The 12,919-nt window shown below is 50.6% G+C and carries 14 protein-coding genes; 1 reads left to right on the top strand and 13 read right to left on the bottom strand.

From position 1 onward, the window contains the following. The 6 genes from QZ157_RS01310 to QZ157_RS01285 form a co-directional block, all read right to left on the bottom strand. Complete coding sequence (locus tag QZ157_RS01310) at positions 1-1,116, bottom strand: double-cubane-cluster-containing anaerobic reductase (RefSeq protein WP_295140794.1); 1,116 nt, start codon at positions 1,114-1,116, stop codon at positions 1-3. Further along, on the bottom strand, positions 1,106-1,867 hold the full coding sequence (locus QZ157_RS01305; RefSeq protein ID WP_295140791.1) for an acyl-CoA dehydratase activase: 762 nt from the start codon (positions 1,865-1,867) through the stop codon (positions 1,106-1,108). The genes QZ157_RS01310 and QZ157_RS01305 overlap by 11 nt, the downstream gene beginning before the upstream one ends. A 665-nt stretch (positions 1,868-2,532) precedes the next feature. Then, positions 2,533-3,447, bottom strand: a complete 915-nt coding sequence (gene proC / locus QZ157_RS01300; RefSeq protein ID WP_295140788.1) for a pyrroline-5-carboxylate reductase — start codon at positions 3,445-3,447, stop codon at positions 2,533-2,535. After that, entirely contained in the window at positions 3,444-4,073 is a 630-nt protein-coding gene (locus QZ157_RS01295) for a hypothetical protein (RefSeq protein WP_295140785.1), read from the bottom strand. The genes proC and QZ157_RS01295 overlap by 4 nt, the downstream gene beginning before the upstream one ends. Next, on the bottom strand, positions 4,024-4,284 hold the full coding sequence (locus QZ157_RS01290) for a hypothetical protein (RefSeq protein ID WP_295140782.1): 261 nt from the start codon (positions 4,282-4,284) through the stop codon (positions 4,024-4,026). Before QZ157_RS01290 ends, QZ157_RS01295 begins: the two co-directional genes overlap by 50 nt. Positions 4,285-4,382: 98 nt before the next feature. Beyond that, positions 4,383-5,642 carry a glutamate-5-semialdehyde dehydrogenase gene (locus QZ157_RS01285; protein WP_295140779.1) on the bottom strand — a complete coding sequence of 420 codons (1,260 nt, stop codon included), beginning with the start codon at positions 5,640-5,642 and terminating at the stop codon, positions 4,383-4,385. A 186-nt stretch (positions 5,643-5,828) separates the two neighbouring features. Between QZ157_RS01285 and nhaA the strand changes: the two genes are divergently transcribed. Next, a complete protein-coding gene (gene nhaA / locus QZ157_RS01280; RefSeq protein WP_295140777.1) occupies positions 5,829-7,010 on the top strand; it encodes a Na+/H+ antiporter NhaA in 1,182 nt (393 codons plus the stop codon). A 16-nt stretch (positions 7,011-7,026) separates the two neighbouring features. Here nhaA and QZ157_RS01275 read toward each other — a convergent pair whose 3' ends face one another. The 7 genes from QZ157_RS01275 to QZ157_RS01245 form a co-directional block, all read right to left on the bottom strand. Continuing rightward, entirely contained in the window at positions 7,027-7,629 is a 603-nt protein-coding gene (locus QZ157_RS01275; protein ID WP_295140774.1) for a hypothetical protein, read from the bottom strand. A gap of 97 nt (positions 7,630-7,726) precedes the next feature. Further along, a complete protein-coding gene (locus tag QZ157_RS01270; RefSeq protein WP_295140771.1) occupies positions 7,727-8,122 on the bottom strand; it encodes a hypothetical protein in 396 nt (131 codons plus the stop codon). Further along, a complete protein-coding gene (locus QZ157_RS01265) occupies positions 8,094-8,399 on the bottom strand; it encodes a hypothetical protein (protein WP_295140770.1) in 306 nt (101 codons plus the stop codon). The genes QZ157_RS01270 and QZ157_RS01265 overlap by 29 nt, the downstream gene beginning before the upstream one ends. A 90-nt stretch (positions 8,400-8,489) precedes the next feature. Further along, positions 8,490-9,380: a DUF364 domain-containing protein gene (locus tag QZ157_RS01260; RefSeq protein ID WP_295140768.1), complete on the bottom strand. Its 891-nt coding sequence runs from the start codon at positions 9,378-9,380 to the stop codon at positions 8,490-8,492. A 220-nt stretch (positions 9,381-9,600) separates the two neighbouring features. Further along, positions 9,601-10,728 (bottom strand): glutamate 5-kinase, encoded by a 1,128-nt coding sequence (gene proB, locus QZ157_RS01255; RefSeq protein ID WP_295140765.1) that lies wholly within the window; start codon positions 10,726-10,728, stop codon positions 9,601-9,603. 439 nt (positions 10,729-11,167) lie between these two features. Next, positions 11,168-12,004 carry a class I SAM-dependent methyltransferase gene (locus tag QZ157_RS01250; RefSeq protein WP_295140764.1) on the bottom strand — a complete coding sequence of 279 codons (837 nt, stop codon included), beginning with the start codon at positions 12,002-12,004 and terminating at the stop codon, positions 11,168-11,170. 148 nt (positions 12,005-12,152) lie between these two features. Then, positions 12,153-12,806 carry a winged helix-turn-helix domain-containing protein gene (locus QZ157_RS01245; protein WP_295140756.1) on the bottom strand — a complete coding sequence of 218 codons (654 nt, stop codon included), beginning with the start codon at positions 12,804-12,806 and terminating at the stop codon, positions 12,153-12,155. Positions 12,807-12,919 lie beyond the last annotated feature (113 nt).

The following is a 12,919-nucleotide window of genomic DNA, read 5'->3' as shown; positions in this document are numbered from 1 at the left end:
TTAACCGAGCAGCTCGATAAACGCCTCTAAGCGCGTACGAATTTGCCCGACGTCTTGTTTTGAATAATCGGTCTCCAGCGACATATAGTTTGCTCCCGCTTCGCGGCTGGCTTCTTTGATCCTGTTCGTCTCGATCGCGTAGGTGTGGCAGCCGCTTAGCACTACGTCGATGACGCCGTGCGCTTGATACTCATGGATAAATTCCTTTATAATATCCGAGCGTGCGTCGTTTTGATACATCACAGAACAGGGGATTTTAAGGTAGCGCTCGGCGATATTCGTGACCAAATCGCCCTCTAGCCGAACGTTGTTTTGATAGTTTTTCGTACCGGTGCAGTTTTCAAAGGCTACCACGTCAGCGCCCAACTCTTCTATCTGCTTGACGACTTTTTCGTAGATACCTCCGCTTGGACAGCCGGTGATGATGATGCGCTTTTTGCGTTTGGCGCCGCTCATATCTTTTTCTCGCAAAGCCTTCACGTAGGAGCGTAACATGCGGACCTTTTCGCGTTTATCGTAGATATAGTCGCTCGCAAATAGCACCTGATGCATCTCGCTACCGCTAATCGGGGTCGGATTTAGCTTGCCAAGCTCCATCAGCTCGTTTAGCGCGTCTCGCTCCTCGTTAAAAAGCTCTATCGTCTCTTTTAACTTTTCGTCCGTTATTTTTACGCCAAAACGCTGTTCCAGATAGCCCTTAAACTCCCGCAGCTCCTGCGTCCAGAGCTCTAGGCTACGCTTATTCGTCATATTGGGCAGCTCTAAAACGCGGACTTCTTTGTATTTTGCCAGCAGCTCGTACATCTTTTTCTTGCCGTCGCAGGTCGTTTCGCCTATGATGAGGTCGCTGGCGTTCATATAGGGGCATTTTTTCGTAACCGCGTAGCCGTAGCTTGCTTTGATTAGCGGGCAAAGATTGCGCGGAAGCTCGGCATGAGCGGCGTTTATCGGCCCCTCATCCGAAGCGCACAGACTAACCGGAACCGCGCCCGCGGCGTAGATGAGTTCCTTTGGCGAATACGTACAAAACGTCCCCACGACGCTCTTTCCCTCGGCCTTTAGATCCTGAAGCGCCAGAGAATTTCGCTTTTTAAGCTCCACAAAATCATACTTCATATTTTCTCCTTCTTCCCATTATCGCAGCGCCCATCGCGCCGCAGTAGATTGCGTTTTCGCAAGTAAAAATTTCAGCCCCCAGATGCTCGCCTAGAAGCTGCTTAAAGAGCGGCACGTTGCTAAGTCCGCCGCTTAAAAAATAAATTTGATTTTCCAGCCGTTTGATGAGAGAGGCGACCTTGTGCGCGGAGGAATCCACGATGGCGTAGGCGATCTCGCTAGTTTCGGCTCCGTTTGCGCTTAGCGAGACGATCTCGCTTTCTGCAAAAACAGTGCACGTTGAGCTAATTTTAATCGCGGGATTTTTGCGGGCGGTTTTGTAAATTTCGCTAAGCTCAAGCCCCAAGCGGCCCGCACTGATCTCTAAAAATTTACCCGTGCCCGCCGAGCATTTGTCGTTCATGATAAAATCCGCTGGTTTGCCGTTTTCTATTTTGATCGCTTTGGTGTCTTGCCCGCCCACATCGATGACGGTGCAGTCTTGCTCAAATAAAAAGTGTGCCCCAAGCCCGTGGCATAAAATTTCGCTCATGCTAAGCTGCGCGTACTCTACGCTAATGCGTCCGTAGCCCGTAGCCGTCACGAAGCCCTCTGCGTAGCCTTTTTGCTCTAAGGCTTGCTTGATCTGGCGCGCGACCTTGACCGCGCTAAAGCCGCTTGGCAGCAAAAATAGCTCGCAAAATTCGCCGCGTTCGTCCATGACGGCGACCTTTGACGAGGTCGAGCCGATGTCGATACCGATAAAATGCATACCCTGATCCGTAGAAAATTTTTCCGACACGCGGAGCTAAATTTGGGCATAAATTTAAACCCGTCAAAAATAAATTTGCAAAAATCGTAAAAAAGTATTTGTGCAAACGTAAATCGCGACCGCGATCTGCTTTGGTTGAAATTATAGCCAAAATCGGGCGTAAAAAGCGGCGAAAAATTAAAAAATATTGTTTTTCGGGTAAAATTCTAACTCAAAAGGCGCGAAAATACGATACGCCGAGCAAATCTGAGATAAAGCGTTTCGTTTTACCTTGCGCAAGCTCTCGTAACGCTACGCTCATCGCAAAGACATAAAAATCAAATACCGCGCTAAGTCAAACACCCTTTTTCTTCTTCCGCCGCGCCGTAGTCTTGCTTTAAGTTAGCCGCTACCATGCCCGCTTGCGCGCACTCTTTGGCGGCGTATCTGCGGCTAGCAATGGCGAAAGGCCCGGCTCGCTAGAAAATAAATTTAGCGCCGCAAGTAGCGCCGGGAATAATCTTTATCGGTATCTTTTTAAAATTTAACGCGCGATTACGGCAAAAACGCGGCGGAGCGTTTTTCGGCTTGGACGAGAAATTTAGGCGCGATCGGAAATTTCAAGCAAATACAAAACGCATAAATTTACTAGACTTAAATTAATCGGCAAAGCAAAAGCCGCGAGCCTAACCCCGCGCTTTGGCGATGCAAGCGGCGACGGCCTGCATCAAAGCGCCGCGAAATCCGCCTTTTTCAAGCGCGGCAAGTCCTTCGATCGTGGTTCCCGCCGGCGAGCAGACCTCGTCTTTTAGCGCGGCCGGGTGCTTGCCGCTTTGGATCAGACGCGCCGTCCCCTCTATCGCCGCACAGACGGCGTCGTAGCAAAGCTGCCTAGGCAGTCCGCCCCGCACGCCGGCATCGGCCGCAGCCTCGATAAAAGCGCACGCATACGCGGGCAGGCTGCCTGCGATGCCCGTAAATGCGGCAAAACCGGTCTCGTCTATCTCGTAAATTTTACCGATTTTTGCGATTATCTCGCACACGGTCTCTTTCTTGGCCTCGCTAAATCCAGCGTCAAAGCAAAGAGCCGTGGCCGACGCGCCGATGCTAGCTGCGACGTTTGGCATCGCGCGAGCGATATAAACGCCCTCGCCAGCGATTTGCCTAGCGCGTTTTATGTCAAAATTCGGCGCCAAAAGAAGCAAAATTTTGCCCGCAAGCTCGGGCGCAATCAGGCGCAAGATAGCCTCGTAGCTAGCGGGTTTAGTAGCCAGCACGACCGCGTCCGCTTCGCACGCTAGATCCGTTTCGTTCGCGGCTATTTTTACGCCGAATCTCTGCCGCAAGGCTTCGTTTTTGCTTCTAGCATAGGCTATGATTTCAAATTTCGTCTTTTTTTCGCATTCGCGCGAGCTCGCGTTTTTATCCGTTTGCTCTAAATTTTCCGCCCTTTGCGCCTCGCTACCGCCGCTGGTTTTTCGCTCGCCCTCGGCCGAGCTTGGCCCCGCGTCCGCTTCGTCAGGTTGCGCGCGCCAAAGAGCCTCGATCATCGCGCCGCCCATATTTCCGCCGCCGATGAAGCCGATTTTTACGCTTTTCATTTCGCCGCCTTTTTTAGAGTGCCGATTTTGACCGCCTTGCCGGCAAGCGCCTCGCGTACCGCCGCGCTATCCGCCCAGATAGCCCCCGTAACCTGCCCTGGCGTCAAGGTATAAACGCCGCCCGTCTGCGCCTCGTCGCTAGCCTTAAACTCGTTGCCCACGACCAGCTCATAGACGTCCTTCGTGTCGTTTTCAAATTTGATCGCCGCTTTTAGCGTCGGCGCTTCGCCCTGTTTCGCCGCGCCCGCGTACTGATCGAGCATGTTTTTACTAAGCTTGCCGTAGACGTCGCCGTCTTGGCCTAGATATATCCGCACGGCGCGCTTATCCGAGTTTTTGCCGCCCTTTTCGCCCTTGCCTACGCTAACGCTCATCTCATAGGCGGTTTCTCTCGTCGGAAAATCCTTAAATTTTGCGTCCGGGACGAAAACCCGCACGTTGTCCGTTACCGTTTTCGTCTCGTGCGTCTGCGGCGTTATACCCGTTAGAACGAGCGTGGATTTCACGTCCGCGCCTTTGTCCGAAACAAGCGCGGAGATCGGCACGCGAGTAAGCAGCGTCGTCTCGTAGCAGCCGCTAAAAATAAACGCCGCGGTGAGAGCAAAGATAAATTTTAGTTTTTTCATCGGTTTCCTTTAAATTTACGCCGATTTTAGCATAAATTTCGCCTTTGCGCGCTTGCGCGCCGACTCGCGACGAGTCAAATTTTATCGCCGAAAAAGTCGTCGCGGGTGTCGCAAATTTCGATGTTTTATTGCGCCACGAAAATGCAAATTTGGTTTTCAAATTTGACTCCAAATTTGAACGTAAAACGACAAGGCGAAGTATTTTTGCCATAGACAAGGCGGATAAGCAAGGGCAAAGGAGCGTATATATAATACGCGACTGCAGCCCGCAGCGAAATCCAACGAAGTATAGGGCAAAAAGACGAGCCGCTAACGCGTTTGATAATTGCCGCGGACGATATATTTGTAAGTCGTAAGCTCCCTCACCCCCATCGGCCCTCTGGCGTGCAGCTTTTGCGTGCTGATGCCGATCTCGCCGCCGAATCCAAACTCGCTGCCGTCGCTAAAGCGCGTCGAGGCGTTGGCGTAGACGACCGCGCTGCCGACTTCGTTTAAAAATCGCTCGACGTTTGAGTAGTTTTCACTCAAAATCGCGTCCGAATGCCCGCTAGAATGCGCGTTTATAAAGCTGATCGCCTCATCCGTATCCCGCACCGCGCGCACGGCTAGCACGAGATCCAAAAACTCGGCGCCAAAGTCGCTATCGCCTGCAAGTTTGACGTTTTTAGCGCCTCGCAGCTCCGACTCGCACGCGCCTAGAAGCTGCTCGCTCACGCGAAACTCGACCTCTGGCATTTCGCGCACAAGCTCAGGCAAAATTTCGCCCGCCACGCGCTCATGCAAAAGCACGCACTCAACGGCGTTACAGACGCTTGGACGCTGGGTTTTGGCGTTTTTGATTATCTTTGTGGCCTCGCTCAAATTTGCGCTTTCATCGACGAAGATATGACATACTCCGGCGCCAGTCATGATGATCGGCACTGTCGCGTTTTGCGCGATAAAATCTTTTAAGCTCTTGCCGCCTCGCGGTATCAAAACGTCGATATACTCGCTCATTTTCGCCATTTGCGCCACTACTTCGCGTTCGGCGCTCTCCACGAGCTGCACTGCGCCCGTCGGTAAGCCGAATTTCACCCCCGCTTCATTAAATAAATTTACTAAAAAAATGTTTGAATTTAGCGCGCTGGCGCTGCCTCGCAGGATCGCCGCGTTGCCGCTTTTTAGCGCCAAAGCCGCCGCGTCGATACTGACGTTTGGACGGCTCTCGTAGATGATACCGAGCACCCCCAGTGGCACGCGCACGCGGCTGATTTGCATGCCGTTTGGATGGCTCCAGCCGCCTAGATTTTCACCCACGACCTCTGCAAATCCCGCCACTTCCCGCACACCCTGCGCCATAGCCTCGATTCGAGCGTCCGTTAGTCGCAGACGATCGAGCAATGCCGCGCTAAGGCCCGATTTCTCGCCATTTGCAAGGTCTTTGGCGTTTGCCGCTTTTATCGCGTCCTTTTGCGCGAGCAGCTCGTCCGCCACGGCGTTTAAAATTTCAAATTTAGCCCTGCTATCAAGTCTTAAAAGCTCGCCGCAAGCGGCCTTTGCGCGCTTACAAATCTCTAAAATTTCATTCATTTTCGCTCCTTAATTTATAAAGCGCCCTCTCTTAGACGCAAAGGGTAATACGACAAAGCAAAATTTAGCGATGCGTCTACCAAATTTTAGCTTTAAATTTGACCTGATTATAGCTAAATTCGCCCGAATTTCATGCGACCGTAAAAATACGCTATAATCCTTAAAATTTTATGAAAAGGAAGTAAAATGGGCGGGATAAAAGAGTTTTTAAAACACGAAGCCAGCGGCGGGATTTTGCTGATGATCGCTACGGTCGCGGCGCTACTGTGCCAAAACACGTTTTTGAGCGATTTTTACAACGAATTTTTAAAGACCAAATTTACCGTGAGCTTCGGCGAATACGGACTAAACAAACCCCTGATCTTGTGGGTAAACGACGGATTGATGGCGGTATTTTTCTTTCTCATCGGACTCGAGCTAAAGCGCGAAGTGCTGGAGGGCGAGCTAAAAAACCCGTCGCAAATCGCGCTGCCTGCCATCGGCGCAGCAGGCGGTCTGATAGTGCCCGCGGTTATATTTTATCTTTTTACGAAACACGACTCCTTCGCGCTTGGCGGCTGGGCGATACCGACGGCGACGGATATCGCGTTTGCTTTGGGGATTTTGAGCCTACTTGGGCCACGCGTACCGACTAGTTTAAAAATTTTCCTCATGACGCTAGCGATCGTCGATGATCTTTGCGCGATCGTGATTATCGCGCTATTTTACACGAGCGAGCTTAGCGCCCAAATGCTTGCGGTCGCGAGCGTTTGCCTAGCCGCGCTTTTCGCGCTAAACAGACTCGGCGTAAAGAGCAAGGCGGCCTATCTAATCGTAGGCGCGGTGATGTGGGTAGCAGTGCTAAAATCTGGCGTTCACGCCACGCTTGCCGGCGTCGTGGCGGCCTTTTTCATACCGCTTAGCTTTAAAGACGAGCCCGGCAAATCTATGCTAAAAAGCATCGAGCACGACCTGCACGGCTGGGTGGCGTTTGGCGTGCTGCCGATATTTGCCTTCGTAAACGCAGGCATCTCGCTGCGAGGCGTCGGACTGGACGAGATTTTGTCTCCGGTCGCGCTAGGCACGGCGCTGGGGCTTTTCGTCGGCAAGCAAGTCGGAGTATTTTATTTTAGCTTTTTAGCGATCAAATTTAAGCTAGCCAAGCTGCCGGAAGGCTCAAATTTTATCCAGCTTTACGGCATCGCCGTGCTTTGCGGCGTCGGGTTTACGATGAGCCTTTTCGTCAACAGCCTAGCCTACAACGACACGGACGCCTTTGCCTACACCGATAAGCTTGCTATCTTGCTAGGTTCGGTAGTTTCGGGCGCGGTCGGGTTTATATTGCTTAAATTTAGCACCGAAAATCCGGGCGCGATAGAAAAACGGTAGCGAGCAAAACGGCTCACTACCGCCGGCCGCTGCGTAATCTATAAATCAAATCGCAAACCACTCCGGCAAACGCCGCAAAAATCGCGCCGATAACCAGAGCCGCGGCAAGATTATAAGGTGCGCTGTCGTTTGCGAGGGAGTAGGCGTCAAACCGCACGTAAATGCCCCATCTGCCGCCAATTCCTTCGGGCGCAAAGAGTAGTCCGCTAAGCGCGAGAAAACAAAATCCGCCAAGCAGGACAAAGCTTGCCGTAAGTTTGATTAAATTTACCCGCCTAAAATCCTCTTTGCCGTAGTTTAGGCAAAAAACGGCCGCGAAAAAACACAGCCAAAAACACGCGGCGCAGGCGTAAAAGGCTACGACTTCGATTTTTAATCCGTTTTTAGCCAAATCATCCAAAAACGGCGCAAAAACCCGCACGGCGCGGATAAAGCTCGGCCAAAAATTCGACCGCAAAATCTCGTCCGGGCTCAAATTTAGCGCCCAAACTCCAAGCGCGGCAAAAGCTATAACGCCCAGCGAAAACGGCGTAGCGCACGCTAAAACCGCCCTAGAAAATAGGCTTTTGCGGGGCTCGCCTGTAGTAACTTGAACGAACTCGTATCCGGTTTTATCCATCTTTTTCCTTTAAATTTGCGAGTATTTTAAAGCATGCTTAAAAAAACCGACTTAAAACCCGTCAAATTTGACGGTCGGCAAAATTTGCCAGCGAGACTTAGACGAATTTTAATCCGTTGCTTTTTAGATAAAAATTCCGCCCCGCTAAGCAGGCGGCTGCTTTTGAGATCCAAAAGTCCGTCTTTACGCCGCCGCTACCGTTTTGTATTTTCGCCTTTTTAGCAAGCTTTTTTATACTCGCGACTAGCTGCGTATATACGTGCGACATCTCGTAGTCGTCCGTTTCGTAGTTACCGCCTAATTCGCCGTTTTCGTCTCTTAGGCTGACTGTTTTAGGATAGGCTAGTCGCAGGCCAAAGACGCCGTCCGGCTCAAAATACGCCGTGCTAAGCCGCTTTTTCTCGTCGTTATAAAGCAAATTAAAAGGAGCTAGCGTAGCGCACGGCTTAGTGCTATCAAGTATCTTAAAATTCGCCTCCGGCCTTGCCCTCAAGCGAGTCGTCAAAGTAAAGCTTATCCTCGCCGTCTATGAGATATAGCCGCACCTCATCATCCCAAAGCTCGTTCGTCCGCCCGTCCTCGCGCAAGATAATTCGCTCGAAATACCTTTCGTAATCGCTAAAAACTTGCTCTTTGGGCGTAATATTACTCTGCGTTTTTTCGCGTATGCGGTTGGCTAAAAATACGAAATCCTCCCTGTTAAAAACGCCGCGAAACTCGCTTGGAGTAATGACGAAATCAAATTTTTTCCACGAAAGCGCAAAATACATACTTTTTCCTTTCTGATTTAGCTTGTAGCGTTTTTAGCGCAGGCTATAAATTTACGCGCTCTTTGCGAGCAAAGCGCAAAACTCGGCAAATCACGCCTTTTTAACCCATGCGATTTTTTCGCCCTCCGCGCGGCTAAAATTCTTAAATTTAGCAGCAAATCCGTCCGCGCTCATCGTAAATTTACGGGCGTATTTGCCTAAAAAATGATAGCCCGAGCCGCCTTGCGCGATAATGTCTAAAAGCTCGTCCGCGCGCTGCGTATATACGCCTCCCGCGTAGCTAACGCCCCTAGCAAACAGCGGCGCGGGCGACATCGAAACGGTCGGCCCTACGACTACGGTCTTGGCGCCCTCTTTTTTTAGCGCTAGGATCTCTTCTAGCGTGTCGTTTAGCAGCGTAACGCCGGTGATTATGAGATTATCGGCCGCCCTAATCGCCTCAGCCGCCATTTCTTGCGGGACGAAATACGCCGCCTCCTGCGGTTTTAGCACGCTTTTATCAAGCTCTAAAATGCGAAAATCCCTGCCGTTTTTTATCATAAATTTGATATAAGGCACGAGCGCGCCCACGATGACGCTAAGCGAACCCTCGCAGACGTCAAGCTCATGAAACGGATCGGCGTCAAATTTAACCGCATGCGCGCCGGGGTTTTGCTCGAAACAAGTCTGCGAAAGCGCGTTTAAAGCCGCTACCGCGATGGTTTTTTTGATCGCGCCGTCGCTGTTTAAATCCCGCAAAAGAGTTCTGACGTTTTTGCCGCAGATATTGCCCGCATTTGGCATAGAAGCGGCATGAGAGGGGCAACAAACGGCCTGCGGGATGGCTTTTAGCGGGGTGTAGCTCACGCCGCAAACGCCGTTGCTTAGCTTCACACCGGTAAAAAATAGCCCGACGACTACGCGCTGCACGCTTAAATTTTCGATTTCGCCTCCCAAAACGGCGTAAATTTCATCCAAAGTTTCGTTTAAAATTTGACCCATATATGCTCCTTTTTTATTAGCGTCGCGACTAAATTTAACGGCAAGCCCCCGTGCTTTTACGCCGCGTCCGTTTTATGAGGGCGCGAAGCCTAAATTTAACCCGGTTAGCCGCCGCGTCCGTTTAAATTTCACCCGCCATGCAACAAAATTTGCTTCAAATTTGGCGTAAATTTGACGCTGTTACGACCAGAGTTTGCCGCAAAAAATCGCCAAATTTAACCTAAATCAGCGCGATGTTGTCGATATGCAGCGCCTCGTCCTCATATTTGTATCCCAGCGCAGCCTCGATCTCCTCGCTCTTGCGCCCTTTTATGAGGGCTAGCTCGGCCGAGGAGTAGTTTGTTATGCCGCGAGCCAGCGTCCAGCCGCCTGCGTCTTTGATAGCTAGCGTTTCGCCGCGCTCAAACTCGCCCACGACCTCGCGGATACCGACTGCTAGCAGGCTTTTGCCCTCTTTTAGTGCCTTCGCCGCACCCGCGTCGATAGTGACCGAGCCCTTGTCAGCGGCCGAGTAGGCGAGCCAGTATTTGCGCGAATTTATCCTATTTTTGCCCGCCAAAAAGAGCGTCCCGACCTCGTAGCCGTGTGCTGCTCGCACGATGTTTCGCGGGTTGGCGCCGTTTGCGATAATGAGGTGCGTGCCGTTTTTGGTCGCCATTTCGGCTGCTGTTATTTTGGTGCGCATGCCGCCGGTGCCAAATTTGCTGCCCTCCGCACCCGCAGCGGCTCTAATGCTATCATCTAAATTTTCGACTAAATTTATAAATTTAGCGTCGGCAAAAATGCTTGGATTTTTATCGTATAGCCCGTCGATATCGGTCAAAATCACGAGCAAATCAGCCTCGATTAGCCCAGCAACCAGCGCGCTTAGCGTGTCGTTGTCGCCCACTTTCACGCCCCTTATTCCCTCGCCCACGACGGGGTCGTTTTCGTTGATGACGGGGATGATTTTTTTAGCGAGCAGGGAGCGCAGGACGCTGCGCATATTTAGGTAGCGGCGGCGGTCGCTAAAGTCGTCTTTGGTCAGCAGTAGCTGCGCGACCTTTTTGCCGTGCGCCCAAAATAAAATTTGATAAAGATGAATGAGCGAAACCTGCCCGATGGCGGCAAGAGCTTGCTTTTCGACGATGGATTTTGGCTTGTGCGCGAGCTTCATCTGACCCATGCCAGCGCCCACGGCGCCAGAGGTAACAAAGACCACTTCGGCATTTTCGTTTAGTTCGCTTAAATTTGCCACGATTTGTTTGATTTTGTCCTCGTTTAACGAGCTGTCCGCGTTTGCCAGCGTCGAGGTGCCGACCTTTACGACGATGCGTTTTACGCCGCCTAGAAGCTCTTTTCTGTCCATTTTACCGCTCCGAAATTTTTGAAAATTATACCCAAAACGGCTTATTTTAAATTTTAGCTTTATAGCGCGGCGATGGAGCGCAATCTAGGTAAATTTAACCAAGCGGCGCGAACTTGCGGGCGGTTACCGCGCAAATCAAACGCCTGATAAAACCCGCGCGAATTTAGCAAGGCGTTTTGTTTGCGGCAAATTTACGCCAAAGCGGTCGAGCGTTTGCAAACTAGCGGGCGCAGTTAAAAATTCGGAGCTAAATTTAAGCCTCGCCGCGTTCGTTCGCGCGCCATTTAATCCGCGCCGTAAATATCTAAAATGCCGATGCGAGCGCAGCAGGCAAGCTAAAACGCGCGGCGAATTTACTCCGCAAAATCCGCATAAACGCCTAGCCTGCTCTAAGATTCAAACTCGCGGCAAATTTACGCTAAACGGCCAAGCGCAAAATTTAGCTTAAATTTAGCCCGTAGACGCACATCTTGCACGAGTTTTTGATCTTGCTAAAAATGCGGAAAATTTTCGCTGTGAGGCACCATTTTTCAGGCCTTATGTCCATCATCACGCCCGTTTTTAAAAGCTTAATGCGCTCGTCCCACGCTTCAAGCGACCTCTCGTCGTCGATGCCGAGTTTAAATTTAGGCGGATTTGCGATATAGCGCAGTACGTCGTGCTTTTTAGGCTCTATGCTAGCGGCGAAACGACTGAGCAAATCAAGCATAACTACGCCGCTAAATCTCTGCGCTAAATTTCGCATAAACGCCGAAATCTCAGGCTCGCTAAAATACATCGCCACGCCTTCTAGCACGAAGATAAACTTCGCTCCCTCGTGCCGCGCGCGCAGTTCGTCCATCCACGCGGTCTCAAACATCGAGGCTTTGAGGCTAAAATTTAGCGCGGATTTTGGCACTAGCTCGCCCCGCAGGTCAATGACGTCGGGTAAATCAAGGTCGTAAAACAAGGCGCCCGGTAGCTGCTTTTCAAGCCTTAGCGGACGCGTATCAAGCCCCGCTCCGACTTGGACTACGACTAGCTTTTCGCCCGCGTTTTTGCGAGCGAAATCTAAAATCTCGTCGTCGAAAAACCGCGCTCTAATCACGGTGCCGGTTTTGCTAAATTTGCCGCCTTTAAATTTAGCGAAATCATAATCTATGCGCTGCATAACCGGGCGCGAAAAGGGATCGCCCAGTATAGGATCCGGCTCGTCGTTATCCAGCGCGCGGAAATACAAATTTATAAACAGCGTCTCTGAAATCGCGTCGCTAAATTCGACCTTTTTTGCTTGCATAGCTTCTCCTTTATGATAATCTATCGCAATTATAACTCAAAAAGGAGAAATCCGCGCTTTCATTTTACGCGGCGGCGTAAATTTAAAAATAGCGGCGAAAGACGGCGTAAATTTAGCGGGCTAAATTTAGCGCAAAAGACGGGCGCATTTACCCGTCTATGCTATATCCGATACTGCGCACGGTTTTGATTAGCTCAAAGGGCAGCTTCGCGCGCAGCTGACGCACGAGCGAGCGCAGGCGATCGGACGAGACCTCTTCGTCTTTATAGATACTCCACTCAAGCTCTTGGATCGTTACTACGTGCGGGGCGTTTTTGGCCAAAATTTCTAAAAACAACCCCTCTTTTTTGCCCAGCATTATATTTGTGCCGTTTATGTGCAGAGTGAGGCTGTTTTTGTCGTAGACGGCGCCGTTTTTTAGCTCAAATTTGCTTCCGAGCAAAATCCGGCAGTTTCTAAATACCCGAAACAAAAACTCCTCCGGCAAAAAAGGCTTAACCATAAAATCGTCGTATTTGGCGTAGTAAATTTTCTTATAAAGCGCGGGAATGGCCTTATCTATAAGGATCATAACGGGAGTTAAGCTCCCGTTATCTCGCAAAAATTTGACCGACTCGAAATTTGCCAGATCCTTCGTCTTTACGTCGATGACGTAAAAGATGTAGCGGTTGCCGCTATAATAATCCTCTTTTAGCTCGCTTAAATTTTCAAAGCGAACTATGCGGATGTTAAAGCGGTAAAGCGCAGCATTGAGGTTTAGCTGCATCTGAGCGTCGTCGCTAACGAGCAAAATTTTCTTCATTTTAGCCTACTTTTTGGCGGCATTGCCTTCTTTATTTTCTACTTTCGGTGCTACATACTCCTCCCCAAAATATGCCTTCTTTATCTCTTCTTTTTTGATTGCGGCTTTCTTTT

Origin of the sequence: uncultured Campylobacter sp., from assembly GCF_905372745.1 — a bacterium.
Classification (GTDB): domain Bacteria; phylum Campylobacterota; class Campylobacteria; order Campylobacterales; family Campylobacteraceae; genus Campylobacter_A.
Note: the sequence above shows the minus strand (reverse complement) of the source record. Positions and strands in the feature narration are given on the sequence as shown.

Excerpts from the sequence above, each read along its gene's own strand:
- QZ157_RS01310 (WP_295140794.1), bottom strand. The coding sequence starts at position 1,116 with ATGAAGTATGATTTTGTGGAGCTTAAAAAGCGAAATTCTCTGGCGCTT.
- QZ157_RS01305 (WP_295140791.1), bottom strand. The coding sequence starts at position 1,867 with ATGCATTTTATCGGTATCGACATCGGCTCGACCTCGTCAAAGGTCGCC.
- proC (WP_295140788.1), bottom strand. The coding sequence starts at position 3,447 with ATGAAAAGCGTAAAAATCGGCTTCATCGGCGGCGGAAATATGGGCGGC.
- QZ157_RS01295 (WP_295140785.1), bottom strand. The coding sequence starts at position 4,073 with ATGAAAAAACTAAAATTTATCTTTGCTCTCACCGCGGCGTTTATTTTT.
- QZ157_RS01290 (WP_295140782.1), bottom strand. The coding sequence starts at position 4,284 with ATGGCAAAAATACTTCGCCTTGTCGTTTTACGTTCAAATTTGGAGTCA.
- QZ157_RS01285 (WP_295140779.1), bottom strand. The coding sequence starts at position 5,642 with ATGAATGAAATTTTAGAGATTTGTAAGCGCGCAAAGGCCGCTTGCGGC.
- nhaA (WP_295140777.1), top strand. The coding sequence starts at position 5,829 with ATGGGCGGGATAAAAGAGTTTTTAAAACACGAAGCCAGCGGCGGGATT.
- QZ157_RS01275 (WP_295140774.1), bottom strand. The coding sequence starts at position 7,629 with ATGGATAAAACCGGATACGAGTTCGTTCAAGTTACTACAGGCGAGCCC.
- QZ157_RS01265 (WP_295140770.1), bottom strand. The coding sequence starts at position 8,399 with ATGTATTTTGCGCTTTCGTGGAAAAAATTTGATTTCGTCATTACTCCA.
- QZ157_RS01260 (WP_295140768.1), bottom strand. The coding sequence starts at position 9,380 with ATGGGTCAAATTTTAAACGAAACTTTGGATGAAATTTACGCCGTTTTG.
- proB (WP_295140765.1), bottom strand. The coding sequence starts at position 10,728 with ATGGACAGAAAAGAGCTTCTAGGCGGCGTAAAACGCATCGTCGTAAAG.
- QZ157_RS01250 (WP_295140764.1), bottom strand. The coding sequence starts at position 12,004 with ATGCAAGCAAAAAAGGTCGAATTTAGCGACGCGATTTCAGAGACGCTG.
- QZ157_RS01245 (WP_295140756.1), bottom strand. The coding sequence starts at position 12,806 with ATGAAGAAAATTTTGCTCGTTAGCGACGACGCTCAGATGCAGCTAAAC.